The organism is Citrobacter sp. CK185, from assembly GCF_030333565.1.
Lineage (GTDB): Bacteria > Pseudomonadota > Gammaproteobacteria > Enterobacterales > Enterobacteriaceae > Citrobacter_B > Citrobacter_B koseri.
Genome location: NZ_JAOWFR010000026.1, coordinates 869903 through 889788 on the forward strand (window position 1 = coordinate 869903; position 19886 = coordinate 889788).

Annotated in this window: 12 protein-coding genes; 4 read left to right on the top strand and 8 right to left on the bottom strand. The window is 54.0% G+C overall.

The window, feature by feature from the left end:
- Positions 1–58: 58 nt before the first annotated feature.
- From mqo to OGV79_RS18890, 7 genes are all read right to left on the bottom strand, one after another.
- The gene (gene mqo / locus OGV79_RS18860) at positions 59–1720 is read right to left on the bottom strand and encodes a malate dehydrogenase (quinone) (RefSeq protein ID WP_012131544.1); all 1662 of its coding nucleotides are present in this window, start codon (positions 1718–1720) and stop codon (positions 59–61) included.
- Between the two features lie 244 nt (positions 1721–1964).
- Positions 1965–3401 (bottom strand): magnesium transporter, encoded by a 1437-nt coding sequence (gene mgtE, locus OGV79_RS18865; RefSeq protein ID WP_047462415.1) that lies wholly within the window; start codon positions 3399–3401, stop codon positions 1965–1967.
- A gap of 179 nt (positions 3402–3580) precedes the next feature.
- Positions 3581–5224, bottom strand: coding sequence for a multidrug ABC transporter permease/ATP-binding protein (locus tag OGV79_RS18870; RefSeq protein WP_047462412.1), 1644 nt, complete (start codon positions 5222–5224; stop codon positions 3581–3583).
- A 75-nt stretch (positions 5225–5299) separates the two neighbouring features.
- Positions 5300–5950 carry a DNA oxidative demethylase AlkB gene (alkB, locus tag OGV79_RS18875; protein WP_112001895.1) on the bottom strand — a complete coding sequence of 217 codons (651 nt, stop codon included), beginning with the start codon at positions 5948–5950 and terminating at the stop codon, positions 5300–5302.
- Positions 5950–7014: a bifunctional DNA-binding transcriptional regulator/O6-methylguanine-DNA methyltransferase Ada gene (gene ada / locus OGV79_RS18880; protein WP_114848238.1), complete on the bottom strand. Its 1065-nt coding sequence runs from the start codon at positions 7012–7014 to the stop codon at positions 5950–5952. The genes alkB and ada overlap by 1 nt, the downstream gene beginning before the upstream one ends.
- A gap of 79 nt (positions 7015–7093) precedes the next feature.
- On the bottom strand, positions 7094–8149 hold the full coding sequence (apbE, locus tag OGV79_RS18885) for an FAD:protein FMN transferase ApbE (RefSeq protein WP_047462403.1): 1056 nt from the start codon (positions 8147–8149) through the stop codon (positions 7094–7096).
- 115 nt (positions 8150–8264) lie between these two features.
- The gene (locus OGV79_RS18890; protein WP_012131537.1) at positions 8265–9392 is read right to left on the bottom strand and encodes a porin OmpC; all 1128 of its coding nucleotides are present in this window, start codon (positions 9390–9392) and stop codon (positions 8265–8267) included.
- Between the two features lie 739 nt (positions 9393–10131).
- On the opposite strand from OGV79_RS18890, the gene rcsD reads away from it, so the two are divergent.
- Both rcsD and rcsB read left to right on the top strand, forming a co-directional pair.
- Positions 10132–12801 carry a phosphotransferase RcsD gene (gene rcsD, locus OGV79_RS18895; RefSeq protein WP_071260253.1) on the top strand — a complete coding sequence of 890 codons (2670 nt, stop codon included), beginning with the start codon at positions 10132–10134 and terminating at the stop codon, positions 12799–12801.
- A 16-nt stretch (positions 12802–12817) separates the two neighbouring features.
- Complete coding sequence (rcsB, locus tag OGV79_RS18900) at positions 12818–13468, top strand: response regulator transcription factor RcsB (RefSeq protein ID WP_001061917.1); 651 nt, start codon at positions 12818–12820, stop codon at positions 13466–13468.
- 93 nt (positions 13469–13561) lie between these two features.
- On the opposite strand, the gene rcsC is transcribed toward rcsB, so the two are convergent.
- The gene (gene rcsC, locus OGV79_RS18905; RefSeq protein ID WP_200073644.1) at positions 13562–16408 is read right to left on the bottom strand and encodes a two-component system sensor histidine kinase RcsC; all 2847 of its coding nucleotides are present in this window, start codon (positions 16406–16408) and stop codon (positions 13562–13564) included.
- 168 nt (positions 16409–16576) lie between these two features.
- On the opposite strand from rcsC, the gene atoS reads away from it, so the two are divergent.
- Together atoS and atoC are read left to right on the top strand one after the other, a co-directional pair.
- Positions 16577–18403, top strand: a complete 1827-nt coding sequence (atoS, locus tag OGV79_RS18910) for a two-component system sensor histidine kinase AtoS (protein WP_114848241.1) — start codon at positions 16577–16579, stop codon at positions 18401–18403.
- Positions 18400–19785, top strand: coding sequence for an acetoacetate metabolism transcriptional regulator AtoC (gene atoC, locus OGV79_RS18915; protein WP_101744037.1), 1386 nt, complete (start codon positions 18400–18402; stop codon positions 19783–19785). Before atoS ends, atoC begins: the two co-directional genes overlap by 4 nt.
- The last annotated feature ends 101 nt before the right edge of the window (positions 19786–19886 follow it).

The window sequence follows — 19886 nt, forward strand, 5'->3', positions numbered from 1 at the left end:
ATAATGCTCGTTGTAGGCCGGATAAGTGCAGCGCCATCCGGCATGCCGCAATACATTTTTACAGCGCGATATCCGCGACAGCTTTATGCGCCGGCTGCGGTTGAACCTGCGGCTTAAGCTGCGGTTTTGGCGCTTCGTCCACCACCTGCGGCTTGTCATATTTCAGCCCCAGAACGTCGCTGGTGTATTGCAGCTCTTGTTCCGTGGCCTCAATATTGCCGTTCAGCTTAGTCCCGTAAGACGGAACAATCGTTTTCAGCTTCGCCTGCCATTCCGGGCTGGCTACTTTCTCTTTAAACACTTTTTCCATCAGATGCAGCATGATCGGCGCAGCAGTGGATGCCCCCGGAGACGCGCCCAGCAGCGCGGCAATCGTACCGTCTTTGTCGCTGACCACTTCAGTGCCCAGACGCAGTACGCCGCCCTTGTCTTCATCACGCTTGATGATCTGCACGCGCTGGCCCGCCTGCCACAAACGCCAGTCTTCTTTCTTCGCCTGCGGATAGTACTCTTTCAGCGCTTCAAAGCGTTCATCATCGCTCAGCATCACCTGGCTAATCAGGTATTTCACCAGATCGAAGTTATCCATCCCTACGTTGACCATCGGCATAAAGTTAGAGGTCGTGGTCGAACTCAGCAGATCCCACAGCGAACCGTTTTTCAGGAACTTCGTGGAGAACGTCGCGAACGGCCCAAACAGCACGACGCGTTTGCCATCCAGAATACGGGTATCGATGTGCGGTACGGACATCGGCGGTGCGCCGACCGACGCCTGGCCGTATACCTTCGCCAGGTGGTTGTTAACAACATCCGGGTTCTCTGAAACCAGGAACTGGCCGCCAACCGGGAATCCCGCGTAATCTTTCGCTTCAGGAATGCCCGTCTCCTGCAACAGCTTCAGCGCCGCGCCACCCGCGCCGATAAAGACAAATTTCGCCTTAATCGCATGTTCCGCTTCACCGTTTTTCAGATCGGCGACGGTCACGGTCCAGGAGTTATCCGCGTTACGTTTAAATCCACGGACTTCGGTATTCAGTTGCAGCGCAAAGTTCGGTTTTTTCTGCAACGATGCCACCAGCTGACGCGTGATTTCCCCGTAGTTCACGTCAGTACCGATTTCAGTGCGGGTCGCGGCAACCTTCTGTTTCGGGTCGCGACCTTCCATGACCAGCGGCGCCCACTCTTTAATTTGCGCATGATCTTCGGAGTAACGCATACCGCGGAACAGCGTGCTCTGCTGCAACGCGGTATAGCGGGCGCGCAGGAAATTGACGTTATCATCGCCCCAGACAAAGCTCATGTGCGGAACGGTATTGATAAACGAGTGTGGTTCGTGCAGAACGCCGCTCTGTACCTGATGCGCCCAAAACTGGCGGGAAACCTGGAAGGCTTCGTTAATGTCGACTGCCTTTTCGATGCTGACGGAACCGTCGGCTTTTTTCGGCGTGTAGTTCAGTTCCATCAGCGCGGAGTGGCCTGTTCCGGCGTTGTTCCAGCCGTTGGAACTCTCCTGTGCAACCCCATCCAGTCGCTCAACCATGGTCATTGACCACTCCGGTTCCAGCTCCTGCAAATAGGTTCCCAACGTGGCGCTCATGATGCCGCCGCCAATCAACAGTACATCCGTTTCCTGCTCTTCAGTCGCTTTCGCTTTTGCCGCCATCGAGACAGCATTCAGCCCCACAGCCATGGTGAAGAGCATGGCAGTCACTTTTTTCATAATGTTAATGCCTTACTTTTAGTATCGTTTTTTTTGCTTTTTGCAGGTGAAAATCGAGCGGCATCAACGTTAACACTTCAGGTAAAAGATTTAAATATTGTTTATAAATTATATTAAGATTTTAAAAACGTTAGTAATACGTTGAATATTTATAAGGTTATTGACAATTAACGGGGCAACAGCATTCCCGCATCGCTAATCGCCATGCTTTCGCTGCTACGGATGATCAGGCGTAATCAGGCGGTTAAAGCAGAAATACCGTCGCCAGCCCCAGAAAAATAAAGAAACCGCCGGTATCGGTAATGGCGGTAATCATCACGCTTGAGCCGACCGCCGGGTCACGCCCGAGCTTTACCATCGTCATCGGGATGATCACGCCCATCAGCGCCGCCACCAGTAAATTCAGCACCATCGCCAGCGTCATAACGCCGCCAAGGGCGATATCGTCGTAGAGCCACCAGGTCACGCCGCCCATGATGCCGCCCCAGACAAGGCCGTTGACCAGCGCCACCCCCATTTCACGCAAAATGAGAAAGGTCAGGTTGCCGGGCTGAATATTTTGCAGCGCCAGCGCGCGAACAATCATAGTAATGGTTTGATTCCCGGTATTGCCGCCAATCCCGGCGACAATCGGCATGAGAGAAGCCAGCGCCACCAGTTGCGAGATCGTGTGTTCAAAGCCGTCGATCACCCGGGAGGCGATAAACGCCGTGCACAGGTTTATCGCCAGCCATGCCCAACGGGTTTTTACCGCTTTGGCGACGGGCGCAAAGACATCTTCTTCGGCGCTCAGGCCCCCCATGCGACGCAGATCGGTGTCGGTTTCTTCGTAGACCACATCAACGATCTCATCGATGGTCAGGCGTCCCATCAGTTTGCCGGAAGGATCGATCACGGCGGCGCTGACCAGGTTGTCACGTTCAAAGGTGCGCGCCGCATTCTCAGAGATATCTTCCGGGGCAAAGGTCAGCGGATCGTCATCCATCACGTCGCTGACTTTACGCTGCACGTCACTGAGCAGAATACGCGTCAGAGACAGCTCGCCGACCAGTATTTTATTCCGGTTCGTTACAAAGAGTTTGTCGGTGTTTTCCGGCATTTTTCCCAGACGGCGTAAATAGCGCTGCACCACCTCCAGCGTCACGTCCGGGCGCACGGTGATGACCTCGAACTCCATGATCGCCCCGACGCGATTCTTCTCGTAGTGCATAACCTGACGGACGCGGGCGCGCTCCTCCGGCGGCAGCGTCGCCAGCAGTCGCCCGGTGAGGTTACGCGGCAGGTGCTGAACGAGATAAATCTGTTCGTCAATGTCGAGGTATTGCAGCGCGTCCAACAGCGCGCGGTCGGTCATTTCATCAATCAGGTCATCCCAGACGTTTTCGGACGCTTCCAGCAGCACTTTGCCTCGTTTTTCATTCTCGACCAGCCGCCATAAGGCATGACGTTCTTCGGAAGGCAGCGCTTCAAGGGTATCCGCCAGGTCCGGCGGCGGCAGGTGAGCCACCAGCGCCCCTACCTCAGCAATATCGTCGGCCAGCGTACCGACATCATATTGCTCAGCCAGGGTGAGCTTGCCTGACAGGGCGGAAATAATCGCTTTATCGGTGGTGAGCAGCCAGATAAGACGCGCACGCTCTTCATCGCGCAGTCTGGCGCTGTTTTTGGTCATTGCGGACATTAATTATAAATCCATGAAATGAGATGCCATTAAGCATGGCGCGAGGTTATGTAAATAACAATAAACGGCGCCGCGAGTGGATAAAAAATCAGCATCATGCAGGGAATGGCAGGCCCGATAAGCGTCGCGCCATCGGGCAACCAGGCCGGATGCGGCTACGCCTTATCCGGCCTACAGGATCAGGCAGTACGCGCAACCGCATCGCGGGAGGCGGCGTCGCGTTCATCGCCGACCAGTTCACTCAACTGCCCGTTACGCATTTCCAGCAGGCGATCGGCGTGAATAAAGTAATGATCGTCATGACTGATCGCAAAGATGGTTTTGCCCATCTCCTGCATCAGCGGCAGCAGCACCTGATAAAATTCACGGCGGAAATGCGGGTCCTGATCGGCGGCCCATTCATCCAGCAGAATGATGTCACGCTCCTCCGCCAGCGCCAGCAGCAACGCCACGCGCTTTTTCTGCCCTTTCGACAGCTTCAGGTTCAGAATCCGACCATCGCGCAGCTCCAGCTTGTGCGCCATTTTCAGTTGCTCAAGCCACTTTTCCACCAGTTCCGCTTTGGCCGGTTTGCCTTCCGGCCCCAGCAGTTGATCAAACAGCCAGACATCGGTAAACACGGCAGAAAAGAGTTTCCGGTAGTCCTCAGGACGCTCTGCGGAAAGCGTTTTGCCATCCAGTAAAATTTCGCCTGACTGAGGCTGGTACAGCCCCGTCAGCAGCATCGCCAGCGTCGATTTCCCGCTGCCATTGCCGCCAATCAGAAACAGCAGTTCCCCGCGCTGGATGGTCAGGTTGATCGGCCCGACTGAAAACGCATTATCCTGATAATGGAAAACGACATTGCGTAACTCCAGCGTTTTCCAGTCAGGAAAGGCGTCAGGACGAGGAAATTCCGCTTTAAACGGCGCCAGTGAAAATTTATTCAGCTTGTTGAAAGCCACCTGCGCGGTGAGCAACGTCGGCAACGCGCCAACCGCAGAGAGCAGCGGCGTGCGCAGGAACAGCAGCGTCAGCGAATAGATCGCCGCCACGTTGGTATCCGCCCAGCCCAGGCTGTTCGCCATCCAGAACACCAGACCAATCGCGCCCAGCATCATAATGTTTGACCAGTTAACGGCGCTCAGGTGGAACGTATCGGCGCGAATAATATGGTGGCGATACTCTTTCGCATCCGGGATATATGAATGGTTAAAGATATGTTCCGCGCGCTCACGGTTCAGGGTCAGCTCTTTGCGCCCTTCCAGCACCGTCTGAAAATCCTGATACAGCTTATCTTCCGTTTCGCGCAGCGTCGCCATGTGCTTATACACGCGCGCCACCAGCACAAACCCGCCCCAGATGGTGATTGCCATCCAGATTGCCGTCACCAGCAGCATTTTAGTGGATAACATCGCCAGATACGCGGCGGAACCCACCGTCAGGATGATCCCCTGTACCAGCTCCGGCAGGCGTACGAACGCGATCGTGATGTTGCGGATATCACTGGTTAACCCTGCCAGCAGCGAGGCGCTGCCCAGTTGTTCGATGCGCTCAACCTGCGTGTCCAGAATACGTTTGATAAATTCGCTGCGCAGGCGATAGACAAAATGGTGCCCTAACGCGGTTAAGGCCAGCTGGGAGCCCAGCGTCACCGCCATCAGTAAAAGCAGCAGCGCGAGAAATTCCGGCAGCACCATCAGCGTGGTATCCACCGTTTCGATGAGGCGCTGATTGATAAAGGCAATCAGACCAATCCCCAGCGCAGCGCTGGCGAGGCTGAGCGCCATCACGCTGATAAATGGCCAGCGATACTGCCGCCAGACAAGAAGAAGTAGTTCCATTCATACAACCCGGGCAAGGAATAACAGCCCGCAGTTTAAACATCTCAACGCCGACAGCAATAATAATTCTTATTTTTATTCTTTTTTACCCGCCTGGCGAAACGTCAGGTTGTAACGACAGTCCGCCGTCAGCGGATGAAAGCCCGCTTTAAGCGGTTGTATGCCGTGGTAAAACAGTCGCGATTCACCGCCCCAGACCACCACATCGCCGTGCTCCAGCAAAAGGCGTTTTAACGGATCGTTACGACGCAGGCCGCCAAACTGAAAAATGGCCGGAAGGCCCAAAGAAACCGACACAATCGGCGCGCGCAGATCCGGTTCGTCTTTATCCTGATGCAACGACAACTTTGAGCCGGGCGCATAGCGATTGATAAGACAGGCATCCGGCTGAAAATCAGCATAGCCCGCCGCGATCGCCGCGCGATGACACAGGCTGGTAAAGACCTCAGGCAGCGGCGGCCAGCGCCGCCCGGTTAACGGATCGACGGGAGAATAGAGATATCCGTGTTGATCCGTCGTCCAGCCGAGCTGACCGCAATTTGTCATCGCCACCGACATGGTATAGCCGCCGGGCGTCACCATCTGGCGAAATGGCGACTGCGCGGCGACCACCGCGATGGCCTCAATCAGCGATGGCGCCTCGCGAAAAGCGAAACGGCGCAAGATAACCGCGCCGGACGCCAGCGGCTCTTGCCAGGGTTCAGCATCCGCAAATAAGTCCAGCATCATTTATCCTCATGTCGCGCCTCACGTTGCAGAAGCTGCGCCTTGCGCGCTACGCCCCAACGATAACCCGATAGCGCGCCGTCGCCGCGCACCACCCGATGGCACGGGATCACAATCGCCAGTTTATTTGCCCCGCAGGCGCTGGCAACGGCACGAACCGCCTTCGGCTTGCCGATTGCGCTGGCGATCTGCTGATAGCTGACGGTTTCCCCACAGGGAATCGTGCGTAACGCCTGCCAGACCTGCTGCTGGAACGCGGTGCCCTGAATATCTAACGGCAGTGACAGCGGTATATCGCGTGCATTAATACTGGCGATAACCTGGCGCACGCGCTGCTGGAAAGGGCGATCAGCGGGTTCATCCTGCGCGGCGGGAAACAGTTCATGCAAGCTGGCGATAAGCCCGGCATCATCATCGCCCAGCAAAATCGCGCAGATTCCCCGCTCGCTCTCCGCAACCAGACAGCGTCCCAGCGCACAATCCGCGAGGGCATAGCGAACGGGGAGATTATCGCCGCCCTTACGAAACTGCTTCGCCGTCATGCCGAGCGTCTCATCCGCTTTGCGATAGTAACTGCCGCTGTCGGGAAAACCGGCGTTCAGGATCGCCTGCGTCACCGTCTCTCCTTTCGCCAGCGCATCGCGCAGACGGCGGGCGCGCCAGGATTGCTGCCAGGCTTTTGGCGTCATTCCCGTCGTGGCTTTGAACAACCGATGCAGATGAAATGGGCTCATTGCCACCTGCTGCGCCAGGGCGTCCAGCGTGATGGGGGCATCCTGTTCCAGTAAACGGCAGGCGTGCGTGATTTTATCCAGCTGATGCTGTCGGGCGTTGTCTTTGTCTGGCTGGCAGCGTTTGCAGGGGCGGAATCCTGCGGCCAGCGCCTGCTCCGCACTGGCAAAGAAACGAACGTTTTGCCGCAACGCGTGTTTTGCCCGACAGGACGGTCGGCAAAAGATGCCGGTGGTCTGTACCGCAAAAACAAACTGACCATCGGCGTCAGGATCGCGATCCAGCACCGACTGCCAGCGGGCATCGTCATTTATGCGTGAGAGATTTTTCATCATGGACTCCTTCATTAAGCATAGTGCTTAGTCTCAGTGTGTCCGTAAGTCAGCGCACGAAAACCCGAAATCTTGCTTTTTAATTTTTATCACTCACGAGGAAGCTTTTGAACTGCGGCGACATCCAGGTTTTAAACCCCTCGCCCTCTTTCATGATCATGTACACCGCCAGCCCTTCCCGGCGCACCACCTCTTTGGCCTTTTCCGTGCCGAGCACCATCAACCCGGTATCCCAGCCGTCCGCTTCCAGCGCCGTCGGGGCGATAACCGTCACGGAGACCAGATTGTGTTCTATGGGACGCCCGGTCTGCGGATCAATGACGTGAGACAGGCGCTTCCCGTCCAGTTCGTAATAGTTACGGTAGCTGCCGGAGGTACTGATGCCATGCCCGTTAATATCGACAATCGCCTGTACCGCGTTTTCTTGATCGGTCGGTTTTTGGATCGCCACACGCCAGGGTTGCCCCTGCGCATTCATGCCGCGACTGTTCAGGGCGCCGCCGACGGAGACCAGATAGCGGGCAATGCCTTCCTGTTCCATCAAGCGCGCCAGATGATCGGCCGCATACCCTTCCCCCACGGTTGAGAGATCGACGAACAGATCCGGCAGATCTTTTTGCAGATATTGCTGTCGCGCCTGATTGATGATCCGCAGATGTTGCAGCCCGGTCTTTGCTTTTGCGCTGTCAATCTGCGGCTGTGTGGGAACATGTATCGGCTGTTGCTCCGGGCCGAACCCCCACAGATTCACCAGCGGCCCCACGGTGATATCCATCGCGCCGTCGGTTTTCGCGCCAATGCGCAGCGCCGAGGTAATGATATCGGCCATTGCTTCGCTAACCGGCCAGGGAGAAAGACTCTGCGAATGGTTGAAGCGCATCAGCGCCGAGTCATTTTTGTACGTGGACAACAGCTGATCGTCGGCATCAAGCTGCGTCTGAATTCTGTTACGTAATTCCTCAGCACGGCTGGCGTCCACATCCACCACGCTGACCCGCCAGAAGGTGCCCATCGTTTTCCCTTCCAGTACGGTTGCAGCAGGTGACGCTGTATCAGCCGGTTTTGGGGCATCATCGCACCCCACAAAAAAGATCGTCGTGGCCAGCAGCGCTGCCCGACAAAAGGTCATTTCCATACGTGATTATCCTCATGCGAACGCGCGCAAGAGTACACCAAAAATCGCTATTTGTACGCCGTAAAAAACGCATTAAAAAAGGGCCCGCAGGCCCTTTAGTTGACATTGTCCGCAATCAGAACTGGTAAACCAGGCCCAGAGCAACGATGTCGTCAGTGCTGATACCCGCGTTACGGGTAAAGGTGTTGTCATCCAGCAGGTTGATTTTGTAATCAACGTAGGTAGACATGTTTTTGTTGAAGTAGTAGGTCGCGCCAACATCAACGTATTTCAGGATATCCTGATCGCCGTAGTTGGTGGTGCCGTTGGAGATGTCCTTACCTTTAGATTGCAGGTAAGCCACGGACGGACGCAGACCGAAATCGAACTGGTACTGTGCAACCACTTCGAAGTTTTGCGCTTTATCAGCGAAGCCATAAGAGTCGCTACGGCTGTTCTGGGAAGAACCAAAGCGGGTTGCGTTGTAAGTCTGAGAGTACTGCGCTGCCAGGTAAACGTTGTTAGCGTCGTATTTCAGACCACCGGTATAAACGGTCGCACGATCGCCGCTGCCGTATACGCCAGCCGAATTCTGGTCAGCAGTACGTTTGGAAGAGGTGATTGCACCACCAACGCTGAAGCCTTCGCCGATATCATAGGTCAGAGATCCGCCGAAGCCGTCGCCGTTCTGTTTCAGCAGGCTACGACCATCCGCAACGTCGTTTTCACCGCTGGCGCTGCCGTTTTTACCCTGATACTGCAACGCAAAATTCAGACCTTCAACCAGACCGAAGAAGTCAGTATTACGGTAGGTTGCCAGGCCGTTAGCACGCTGCTGCATGAAGTTATCAGCACCGTAGGTGTCGCCGCCGAATTCCGGCAGAACGTCGGTCCAGGCCGTTACATCGTAGATTACGCCGTAGTTACGACCGTAGTCGAAGGAACCTGCATCGCCAAATTTCACACCAGCAAACGCCACACGGGTCCAGGAGTTGTTAGTGGTTTCAGCGTCGTTACCCTGAATCTGATATTCCCACTGACCGTAGCCGGTGATTTGATCGTTAACCTGGGTTTCGCCTTTGAAGCCGAGACGCATATAGGTCTGATCGCCGTCGTTGCCATCGTCATCAGAGAAATAGTGCAGACCGTCGACTTTACCGAACAGGTCCAATTTGTTGCCGTCTTTGTTATAAACTTCAGCCGCATTTGCTGCGCCTGCTACCAGCAGAGCCGGTACCAGGAGGGACAGTACTTTAACTTTCATGTTATTAACCCTCTGTTATATGCCTTTATTTGCTTTTTTATTGCCACTGCATACTGATTAACCCTCTTAACCAGTCGGCAATTTCATTCTCCGCAAAAATGCAGAATAATCCAACACGGATATGATACTAAAATCTTTAAAATGTTTCATTTATCGCCATAGGTGTTTCAAATTATTAATGGCATGGAACTTTTTTAAAAGCAAAAAATGGGACAAATAAGCACGAATCATCAAAACATATTTATTTTTCATTATAATTCAATGCATTATATTCATGAAAATCATAGCACTGAATGATAAAACAAAATCTTCACTCGCAACTAAAATAGTCAGCGCTATCATCATTAACTTTATTTATTACCGTCATTCATTTCTGAATGTCTGTTTACCCCTATTTCAACCGGATGCCTCGCATTCGGTTTTTTTTACCCTTCTTTACACAACTTTTATCTTCTTGTGCTACCGGATTTAAATAATCACAACGGTTTACTACCCCCCTCGTGATAATCACCAGTCATGCCAACAAATAATTTCTTGTTATTTAGTGCTAAATTTTATTTCATTGTGTTTATATTTATACATCTGCGCCAACGCTGTACACGTTTTGCTTAGGGAAACGCCTTCGCGGCTCGGGCGGAAAAATGCAGCGTGTCTGATGAGCGAGAGTATGGAAATTCACACAGTACCCTTTATACTGCCCTTTCCTCTTTAGCGTTGTTTTAACAGGTCATAAACACGAATGAGTCAGTCTGATACAACGGTTTCTACCCGATTCTCCCTTCTGCCGGGAAGCATTACCCGTTTCTTCTTATTACTGATCATTGTGTTACTTGTAACGATGGGCGTGATGGTGCAAAGCGCGGTCAACGCCTGGCTGAAAGACAAGAGCTATCAGATTGTCGATATCACCCATGCTATTCATAAGCGCGTAGACACCTGGCGCTACGTGACCTGGCAAATCTATGACAACATTGCCGCAACGGCTAGCCCATCCACGAGCGAGGGCTTGCAGGAAACGCGTCTGAAACAAGACGTCTACTACCTTGAAAAACCGCGCCGTAAGACCGAAGCGCTTATCTTTGGCTCGCATGACAGTTCAACGCTGGAAATGACCCAGCGGATTTCCACCTATCTCGATACGCTGTGGGGCGCGGAGAACGTGCCCTGGTCGATGTATTATCTGAACGGGCAGGACAACAGCCTGATTCTCATCTCCACCCTGCCGCTCAAGGATCTCTCCTCCGGCTTTAAAGAGTCCGCGATTGGCAATATTGTCGATTCCCGTCGGGCGGAGATGCTGCAACAGGCGAATGCGCTGGATGAACGCGAAAGCTTCTCTTCGTTACGTCGTCTGGCGTGGCAAAACGGCCATTACTTTACGCTGCGCACTACTTTTAATCAGCCGGGGCATCTGGCGACGGTTGTGGCGTTCGATTTGCCGATCAACGACCTGATCCCGCCGGGAATGCCGCTGGACAGCTTCCGCCTGGAACCCGACTCCTCAACCACGACGGTACGTAATACGGAGAAAGAGTCTCCAGACAGCGTCAGCATCAGCTTCAACAGCGCCAAAATTGAGATTTCTTCCGCGCTGAACTCAACCGATATGCGGCTGGTCTGGCAGGTTCCTTTCGGCACGCTATTGCTTGATACGCTGCAAAATATCCTGCTGCCGTTACTGTTGAATATCGGCCTGCTTGCGCTGGCGCTGTTTGGCTACACCACCTTCCGCCACCAGCCTGGCCGTTCAACGGAAGTGGCGACAAGCAATACCGCAAATAATGAACTGCGTATTCTGCGCGCGATTAATGAAGAGATCGTCTCCCTGCTGCCGCTGGGGCTGCTGGTGCATGACCAGGAGGCCAATCGCACCGTCATCAGCAATAAAATCGCCGACCATTTGCTGCCGCATTTAAATCTGCAAAACATCACCAGCATGGCGGAGCAGCATCAGGGCATCATTCAGGCGACGATCAATAACGAGCTGTATGAAATTCGCCTGTTCCGCAGCCAGGTCGCCCCTCGCACGCAGATCTTTATTATTCGCGATCAGGACCGGGAAGTGCTGGTGAACAAGAAGCTCAGGCAGGCGCAGCGTCTGTATGAGAAAAACCAGCAGGGCCGCGCCGCGTTTATGCAAAATATTGGCAATGCCCTGAAAGAACCCGTGCGGATACTGGCGATCAACGCCGCTGCCGCAGACACGCCGGAAAGCCAGAAGCTGGCGAACCAGGCGGATGTTCTGGTGCGTATGATAGATGAAATTCAGTTGGCGAATATTCTGGAGAATGATACCTGGAAAAGCGAGCCGACGCTGTTCTCCATTCAGGATCTGATTGACGAAGTGGTGCCGGACGTTCTGCCTGCGATTAAGCGCAAGGGTCTGCAACTGCTGATCAAAAACCACCTTAGCGCCAACGATGAACGCCGTGGCGACCGTGACGCCCTGCGCCGCATTCTGCTGTTGCTGATCCAGTACGCGGTCACAACCACGCAGATTGGGAAAATCACGCTGGAAGTCGATCAGGATGAGTCGGCTGAAGAACGCCTGACCTTCCGCATTCTGGATACCGGTGAAGGCGTGACGCTCAATGAGATCGACAATCTCCATTTCCCGTATATCAATGAAACGCAAAGCGACCGCTACGGGAAAGCGAATCCGTTAACCTTCTGGTTGTGCGATCAGCTGGCGCGTAAGCTCGGCGGGCATCTGAATATTAAAGCACGCGATGCGCTGGGGACGCGCTATACCGTACATGTTAAAATGACCCCGCATGACCAGCATGTAAATGATGAAGAGCGCTTGCTGGATGACGTTTGCGTAATGGTTGACGTCACCTCTAATGACGTGCGCAATATTGTGTTGCGTCAGCTGGAAAACTGGGGAGCCACCTGCATCACGCCGGATGATCGGCAAATAAGTCAAGAATATGATCTCTTTTTAACTGATAATCCGTCTAATCTTACTGCCTCCGGCTTGCTTTTAAGCGATGATGAGTCAGGCGTGCGGAAAATGGGTCCTGGCCAACTGCGCGTCAACTTTAATATGAGCAACGCTATGCAGGAAGCTGTACTACAACTGATAGAAGAGCAACTGGCGCAGGAAGAGATTCCAGAGTCGCCCCTCGGCGGAGATGAAAACGCCGAACTTCATGCCAGCGGTTATTACGCGCTCTTTGTAGACACAGTACCGGATGATGTTAAGAGGTTGTATACTGAGGCAGCGACCAGTGATTTCGCTGCGCTGGCGCAGACAGCTCACCGCCTGAAAGGCGTGTTTGCTATGCTTAATCTGGTACCCGGCAAGCAGTTATGTGAAACGCTGGAACATCTTATTCGTGAGAAAGATGCTCCAGGTATAGAAAAATACATCAGCGACATTGACAGCTACGTCAAGAGCTTGCTGTAGCAAGGTAGCCCAATACATGAACAATATGAACGTAATTATTGCCGATGACCATCCGATTGTACTGTTCGGTATTCGCAAATCACTTGAACAAATCGAGTGGGTGAATGTTGTCGGCGAGTTTGAAGATTCCACAGCACTGATCAACAACCTGCCTAAATTAGATGCGCATGTGTTGATTACCGACCTCTCCATGCCGGGAGATAAATACGGTGACGGGATTACCCTCATCAAATACATTAAACGTCATTTCCCGAGCCTGTCGATCATCGTTCTGACGATGAACAACAACCCGGCAATTCTGAGCGCGGTGCTGGATCTCGACATTGAGGGGATTGTGCTGAAACAAGGCGCGCCGACTGACTTGCCTAAAGCGCTGGCCGCGCTGCAAAAGGGCAAGAAGTTTACCCCGGAAAGCGTCTCCCGCCTGCTGGAGAAAATCAGCGCGGGCGGTTATGGCGACAAACGTCTGTCCCCGAAAGAGAGTGAAGTCCTGCGTCTGTTCGCAGAAGGTTTCCTGGTGACGGAAATCGCCAAGAAACTGAACCGCAGCATTAAGACCATCAGTAGCCAGAAAAAATCGGCGATGATGAAGCTGGGCGTTGAAAACGATATCGCGCTGCTGAATTACCTCTCTTCCGTCACGCTGAGCCCGGCGGACAAAGACTGATCAAACGTCAGGTGCCTGATGGCGTTGCGCTTATCAGGCCGACGTTGATGATTGCAGTAGGCCGGAGAAGGCGAAACCGCCATCCGGCCTTTTTTATGCCCGCGTCTTTCTCACCCGCTCCGCATACACCGCCAGCGTCTGCTTAAGCACATCTAACGTCACCGGCTTGGACAGGCAGCTATCCATACCGGACTCCAGACAACGCTGTTTCTCTTCCGCCAGCGCGTTAGCCGTGACGCCGACCACCGGCAGCGTCAACCCCAGCTGGCGAATACGCTGCGTCAGGCGGTAGCCGTCCATATTCGGCATGTTGACGTCGCTCAGCACGATATCAATATGGTTTTTACTCAGCACGTTCAACGCATCGACGCCGTCATTTGCGGTCTTGCATTGATACCCCAGCGATCCCAACTGATCGGCCAGCAAACGACGGTTGATCGGATGATCGTCCACCACGAGGATCATCATGTCGTCATTCGTCGCGTCGGTTTTATCCGGCGCAGGCAGCGCCGTTGCAAGCGCGTCGTTATCAAGCTCAATACTGTAAATCCGCGCCAGCAGCGCAGGCAATTCATGCGGCGACGCCACGCTGTGTACCCACTCGCCCGGCGCTCTTTCCTGCGGAATACCAATATGGCGGCGACTGAAAACAACCGCCGCACGCCCCTGCCATGCCAGCTCCAGCACATCGTCCGTAATCAGAATATCTTCCGGCGCCGGTTTTTGCCCTTCGTAACGAAGCACATCGACACCGCTTCGCGCCAGGCTGGACTCAATAAAATGACACAGCGACGCGTTGCGTACCGCCAGCCAGCAACGCGTTTGAGCCAGCCCTTCGACGCCTTTTTTCTGCGGGTACTGCGCGCCATAAAGTGGAATGCGTAACGTAAACTGGCTGCCCATCCCGGGCTCTGAATCGACGGAGATATCCCCATCCATCATGCTGATCAGTTTTTCACAAATCGCCAGCCCCAGGCCGGTTCCCTGGAAATTACGCTGCACGCCGGTTCCCACCTGGAAGAAAGGATCGAACAAACGCACAACCTCTTTCGCCGGAATCCCCACGCCGGTATCGCGTACCTGAATACTGAGATAATCGCCATCACACTGCACATGCAGCACAATACAACCGGTATCGGTAAATTTGATGGCGTTACTCAGCAGGTTAGAAATCACCTGTTGCAGACGCATCGGGTCGCCGTTCAGCGCAACCGGTACATCCGGTTCAATAAAGCAGTACAGGCCAAGCTGTTTTCTCACCACCAGCGGTAAATAGTTGGCCGTAATATGGTTCATCACCTCACGCGGCGAGAACTCACGCGGTTCAATCTTCAACTGCTCGGATTCGATTTTTGAGAAGTCGAGAATATCGCTGATGATTTTCAGCAGCAGGCTGGAGGAGTTGTTCATCGCCGTAACCAGCCTGTCGACCCCCTTCGGCAGCGCTTTGGTTTGCAGCAGATCGAGGTTACCGATAATCCCGTACAGCGGCGTGCGCAGCTCGTGGCTCACGGTCGCGAGGAACATTGATTTGGACTGGCTCGCCTGCTCCGCCGCCTGCGCCATCTCCTGCAACGACTCTTCCATTTTGACGCGCGCGCTCACATCCACCAGCACGCAAATCGCCACGTTTTCATTGCGATAGCGCGAATGGACAAAGCTGATTTGCAGATTGGTATTGTTGCTGGTCAACACATCGACGAAGTTAACCTGCTGACCACAGATAATTTGCGTCAGCCTTTGCCGGTCCTCATGGGTGAGCATATTGAGGTAGGTATGCGCCAGTTCATTACTGAGAATATTGACCCCGTCAATGGTACGCAGGATGCAAATCCCCACCGGCGCGGAAGCGACGATTTTCCGGTTAAACTGCTCATGCTCTTCCAGCCGCTGAGCATCGCTTTCCGCCGGAATAAAGATACGCCGTTCATACATGCGCGCTAGCGTGAACAAGGCGGCGCCCACCAGCACATTCAGCAGAATAGCATTCAGAATCAGCATTCGAATATGCTCCAGCACCAGATCGACCGGTACGGAGTAGACAATGCTGAGCGACGATGGCGGCAGGCTTTTCTTCAGAACCAGATCACGGAACCCTGGCGTGTAGCCAAACCAGGAGCGCTCCTGCATCCAGCGTGGTTCCGGCCTGATGTTGCTTTCCGGCCCGGTCAGCGAAATCAGCGGATGACCATTTTCATCGAGGATCGTCACCCCCATAGGCAAACTTCCCGGCGTGAAAAAGTTCTCCATCCGAATGGACTGCTCGACGCCCAGCAGCGCCTGCAAGCGGTTGGCCAGATAAACCGGCGTCAGGGCATAAAAATAGCCGATGCCGGGGCGCGGCCCCTGGCTAATCCAGAAAAGGTTATTCCCGCTCTCTTCCTGCGGGGCATTGCGGTACTTAACAATGCGCTCATGCAGCGTTTTCAGCGCATTATCACGTTCAACCGGCATATCGCGCAGGCCGAAATTCGCCATACAGAGATTGTCACTGCCAATCAGGAAAACACGATTCAGATCGTAGGCCGCAGAAAAATTGTCGCGCCAGTAGCGCATAAACCAGGCCAGCGACTCCAGCGACCCGCGCCAGGCATTCCCCATCGCCGCACAGTCGGAGTCGGCAAACAGCGGCTCAAAATTGGGCACCACGGTTTTATCGTCGCGCGCCCGGCTGGACATCACGCCGTTTTCCGCCGTTAAGCGATTCTCGGCAATGTATTTGAGTTCTTTCATTACGTCAGACGTGCGCTGAATATAGCGCTGCGCCTGGTCGGAACTGAGATTGAATTCCTGACGGATTTCAGACTCTCTCTGATGCAGCGCATTAACGATGTAAAACACCGAAGCAAAAGCGATCAGCAGCCAGATCAGTAACGCCAACGCTCTGAACAGGTAGCGCGAAACTTTCAGGGTTGTACGAAAGGAAGCAAGGTATTTCAAAGGGGCGAAGCTCCGCCTCAGGCGATAAATAGAGTGTGGTTAAGGTAGCGGTAAATGCCCGACGTCGCAATGCCCTCTCTTTGCGGGAATATGATATACCGCTGAGAAACCTGCGCCTCAACCCCCGATAATCGGCGTTTGCCTGATAAAGACCACACGGATGTCAGCATGCGCTACCTGAGACGGCTTTACCCGCGACGCTTACGCAATCAAATGATACTGATGGCTATCCTGATGGTCATCGTGCCGACGCTCTCTATTGGTTATATCGTAGAAACCGAAGGCCGATCAGCGGTCTTATCTGAAAAAGAGAAAAAATTATCGGCTGTCGTGCATCTGCTTGATGAAGCGCTGGGCGACAGCTTCAACCAGCATGAAAATCTGCCGCGCGATGAGCGTATCCGCGCGCTGAATGCGCAGTTATCACCGGTCACTGAGCGTATCACCCGCGCGTTTCCGGGAATTGGCGCGGGCTATTACAATAAGGCGCTGGACGCCATTATCACCTACGCTCCTTCGGCACTGTATCAGAACAACGTCGGGGTCACTATCGCTCCCGATCATCCTGGCCGGGAGGTCATGAGTACCAACGCCCCGGTGGTATTTTCAGGCCGGCAGGTGCGCGGCGATATCCTCAACTCAATGATTCCGATAGCGCGGCATGGCGAGGTCATTGGTTATATCTGGGCGAATGAGTTGACCGAAGATATTCGCCGACAGGCCTGGAAAATGGATGTTCGTATTATTGCCGTTCTGGCGGCGGGGCTTATCAGCAGCCTGTTACTGATCATTCTCTTCTCACGCCGTCTGAGCGCCAATATCGATATCATCACTGAAGGCTTGCCTACTCTTGCGCAGAAAACGCCGGCCCAGTTACCCGATCTCCCCGGTGAACTGGGGCAAATCAGCCGCAGCGTCAACGCTCTGGCGCAGACACTGCGGGAAACCAAGACGCTGAACGATCTGATTATTGAGAACGCCGCCGATGGGGTTATCGCGATCGACAGACAAGGTAATGTCACCACGATGAACCCTGCCGCAGAGACCATCACGGGTTATACGCTGCATGAACTGGCCGGGCGCCCCTACTCAACGCTGTTCGCCGATCCTCATTTCTCCAGCCCTGTGCTTGACACTCTGGAGAACGGCACCGAACATCTGGCTCAGGAAGTCAGCTTCCCCGCGCGTGACCGGACAATTGAACTCAGCGTCACCACCAGTCGTATTCATAACGCTGACGGTGAGTTGATTGGCGCGCTGGTGATGTTTTCCGATTTAACCGCCCGTAAAGAGGCGCAGCGCCGTCTGGCGCAAACGGAGAGACTCGCCACGCTGGGTGAACTGATGGCAGGCGTGGCGCATGAAGTGCGCAACCCGCTCACCGCCATCCGGGGTTATGTGCAGATTATTCGCCAGCAAATCAATCTGCCTGTCCATCAGGAGTACCTGTCCGTCGTACTGAAAGAAATTGATTCTATTAATAAAGTCATCCAGCAACTACTGGACTTCTCCCGACCGCGACAAAGTCAGTGGCAGCAGGTATCCATTAATACGCTGATCGAGGAGGCGTTGATCCTGGTGCAGACTTCCGGGGTGCAGGCGCGAATCAACTTCAATACGGAATTCAACGCCGCATTGCCCACGATCGTCGCCGATCGCGAACTGCTCAAACAGGTGCTCCTGAACATGCTTATCAACGCGGTGCAGGCGATAGGCGCGCGCGGCGAAATCCGTATCCGAACCTGGCGCTACACGACCACGCATCTGGCGATCGCCATTGAAGATAATGGCTGCGGTATTGACGTCGCTTTGCAGAAAAAAATCTTTGATCCGTTCTTCACCACCAAAGCGTCAGGAACCGGCCTCGGGCTGGCGTTAAGTCAGCGCATTATCAATGCGCATCAGGGCGACATATACGTTACCAGTATGCCCGGATGCGGCGCGACCTTTACCCTTATTTTACCGATTAACCCGCAGGAAACCTCGTCAGAATGAAAACTCGCTACCGTATTCTCATCGTTGATGACGAAGATAATGTTCGCCGTATGCTCGCCACCGCGTTTTCGCTGCAAGGGCATGAAACCCAGTGCGCCAGTAACGGTCAGACAGCGCTGCAACATTTTGCCGACACGCCGCCCGACGTGGTGCTGATGGACATCCGCATGCCGGAGATGAACGGCATTGAAGCGCTGAAAGTGATGCGCGCACAGCATCCACGGGTCCCCATTATTCTGATGACAGCCTACGCTGAAGTGGAAACCGCCGTAGAAGCACTGCGCAGCGGCGCATTTGATTATGTGATTAAACCGTTCGACCTCGATGAACTGAACTTATTGATTCAGCGGGCCTTGCAGCTCCAGGCCATGAAGCAGGAGATCCGCAGCCTGCATCAGGCGCTGAGTACCAGCTGGCAATGGGGACATATTCTGACCAACAGTCCGGGGATGATGGATATCTGCAAAGATACCGCGAAAATCGCGCTTTCCCAGGCCAACGTGCTCATTAGCGGCGAAAGCGGCACTGGAAAAGAGTTGATCGCCCGCGCCATTCACTATAACTCACGCCGGGCAAACGGCCCCTTCATCAAGATTAACTGTGCGGCGCTGCCGGAATCACTGCTGGAAAGCGAACTGTTCGGCCACGAAAAAGGGGCGTTTACCGGCGCACAAACGCGACGTCAGGGGCTGTTTGAGCGCGCTCATCAGGGAACGCTGCTGCTGGACGAAATAGGCGAAATGCCGCTGGTGTTACAGGCTAAGCTGCTGCGAATCCTCCAGGAGAGGGAGTTTGAACGCATTGGCGGGCATCAAACCATTCAGGTTGATATCCGCATTGTCGCCGCCACCAACCGGAATTTGCAGGAAATGGTGAAAGAAGGCACCTTCCGTGAAGATCTGTTTTATCGGCTAAATGTGATTCATCTGACGCTTCCCCCTCTGCGTGAGCGGCGGGAAGATATCCCCCTGTTGGCCAACCACTTTTTGCAGAAATTCAGCTCAGAAAATCAGCGAGATATTATTGAAATCGACCCTTCCGCCATGTCACTTCTCACCGCCTGGCCGTGGCCTGGTAATATCCGCGAATTATCCAATGTGATTGAGCGCGCGGTGGTGATGAACACCGGGGCGGTGATTTTTGCCGAAGACCTCCCTACCCAGTTCCGCCAGTCGGTGAGTCACGCCAGCGGAATAAAACCAGCCCAACCCGGTGAACGGAACCTGAAAGAAGAGATTAAACGCGAAGAACGCCGAATCATTATGGAAGTTCTGGAGCAGCAGGAGGGAAACCGCACGCGCACCGCGTTAATGCTGGGCATCAGCCGACGCGCGTTGATGTACAAATTACAGGAGTACGGCATCGATCCGGCAGGCCTCTGATACCAGAAGTTGCTATGCAGAATTTTGCGCACTGTGCAAAATTCTGCATAGCGCCTCACGCCCTCTCATCCCCCTTCCGTGAAAATTAATTTTTATATTCA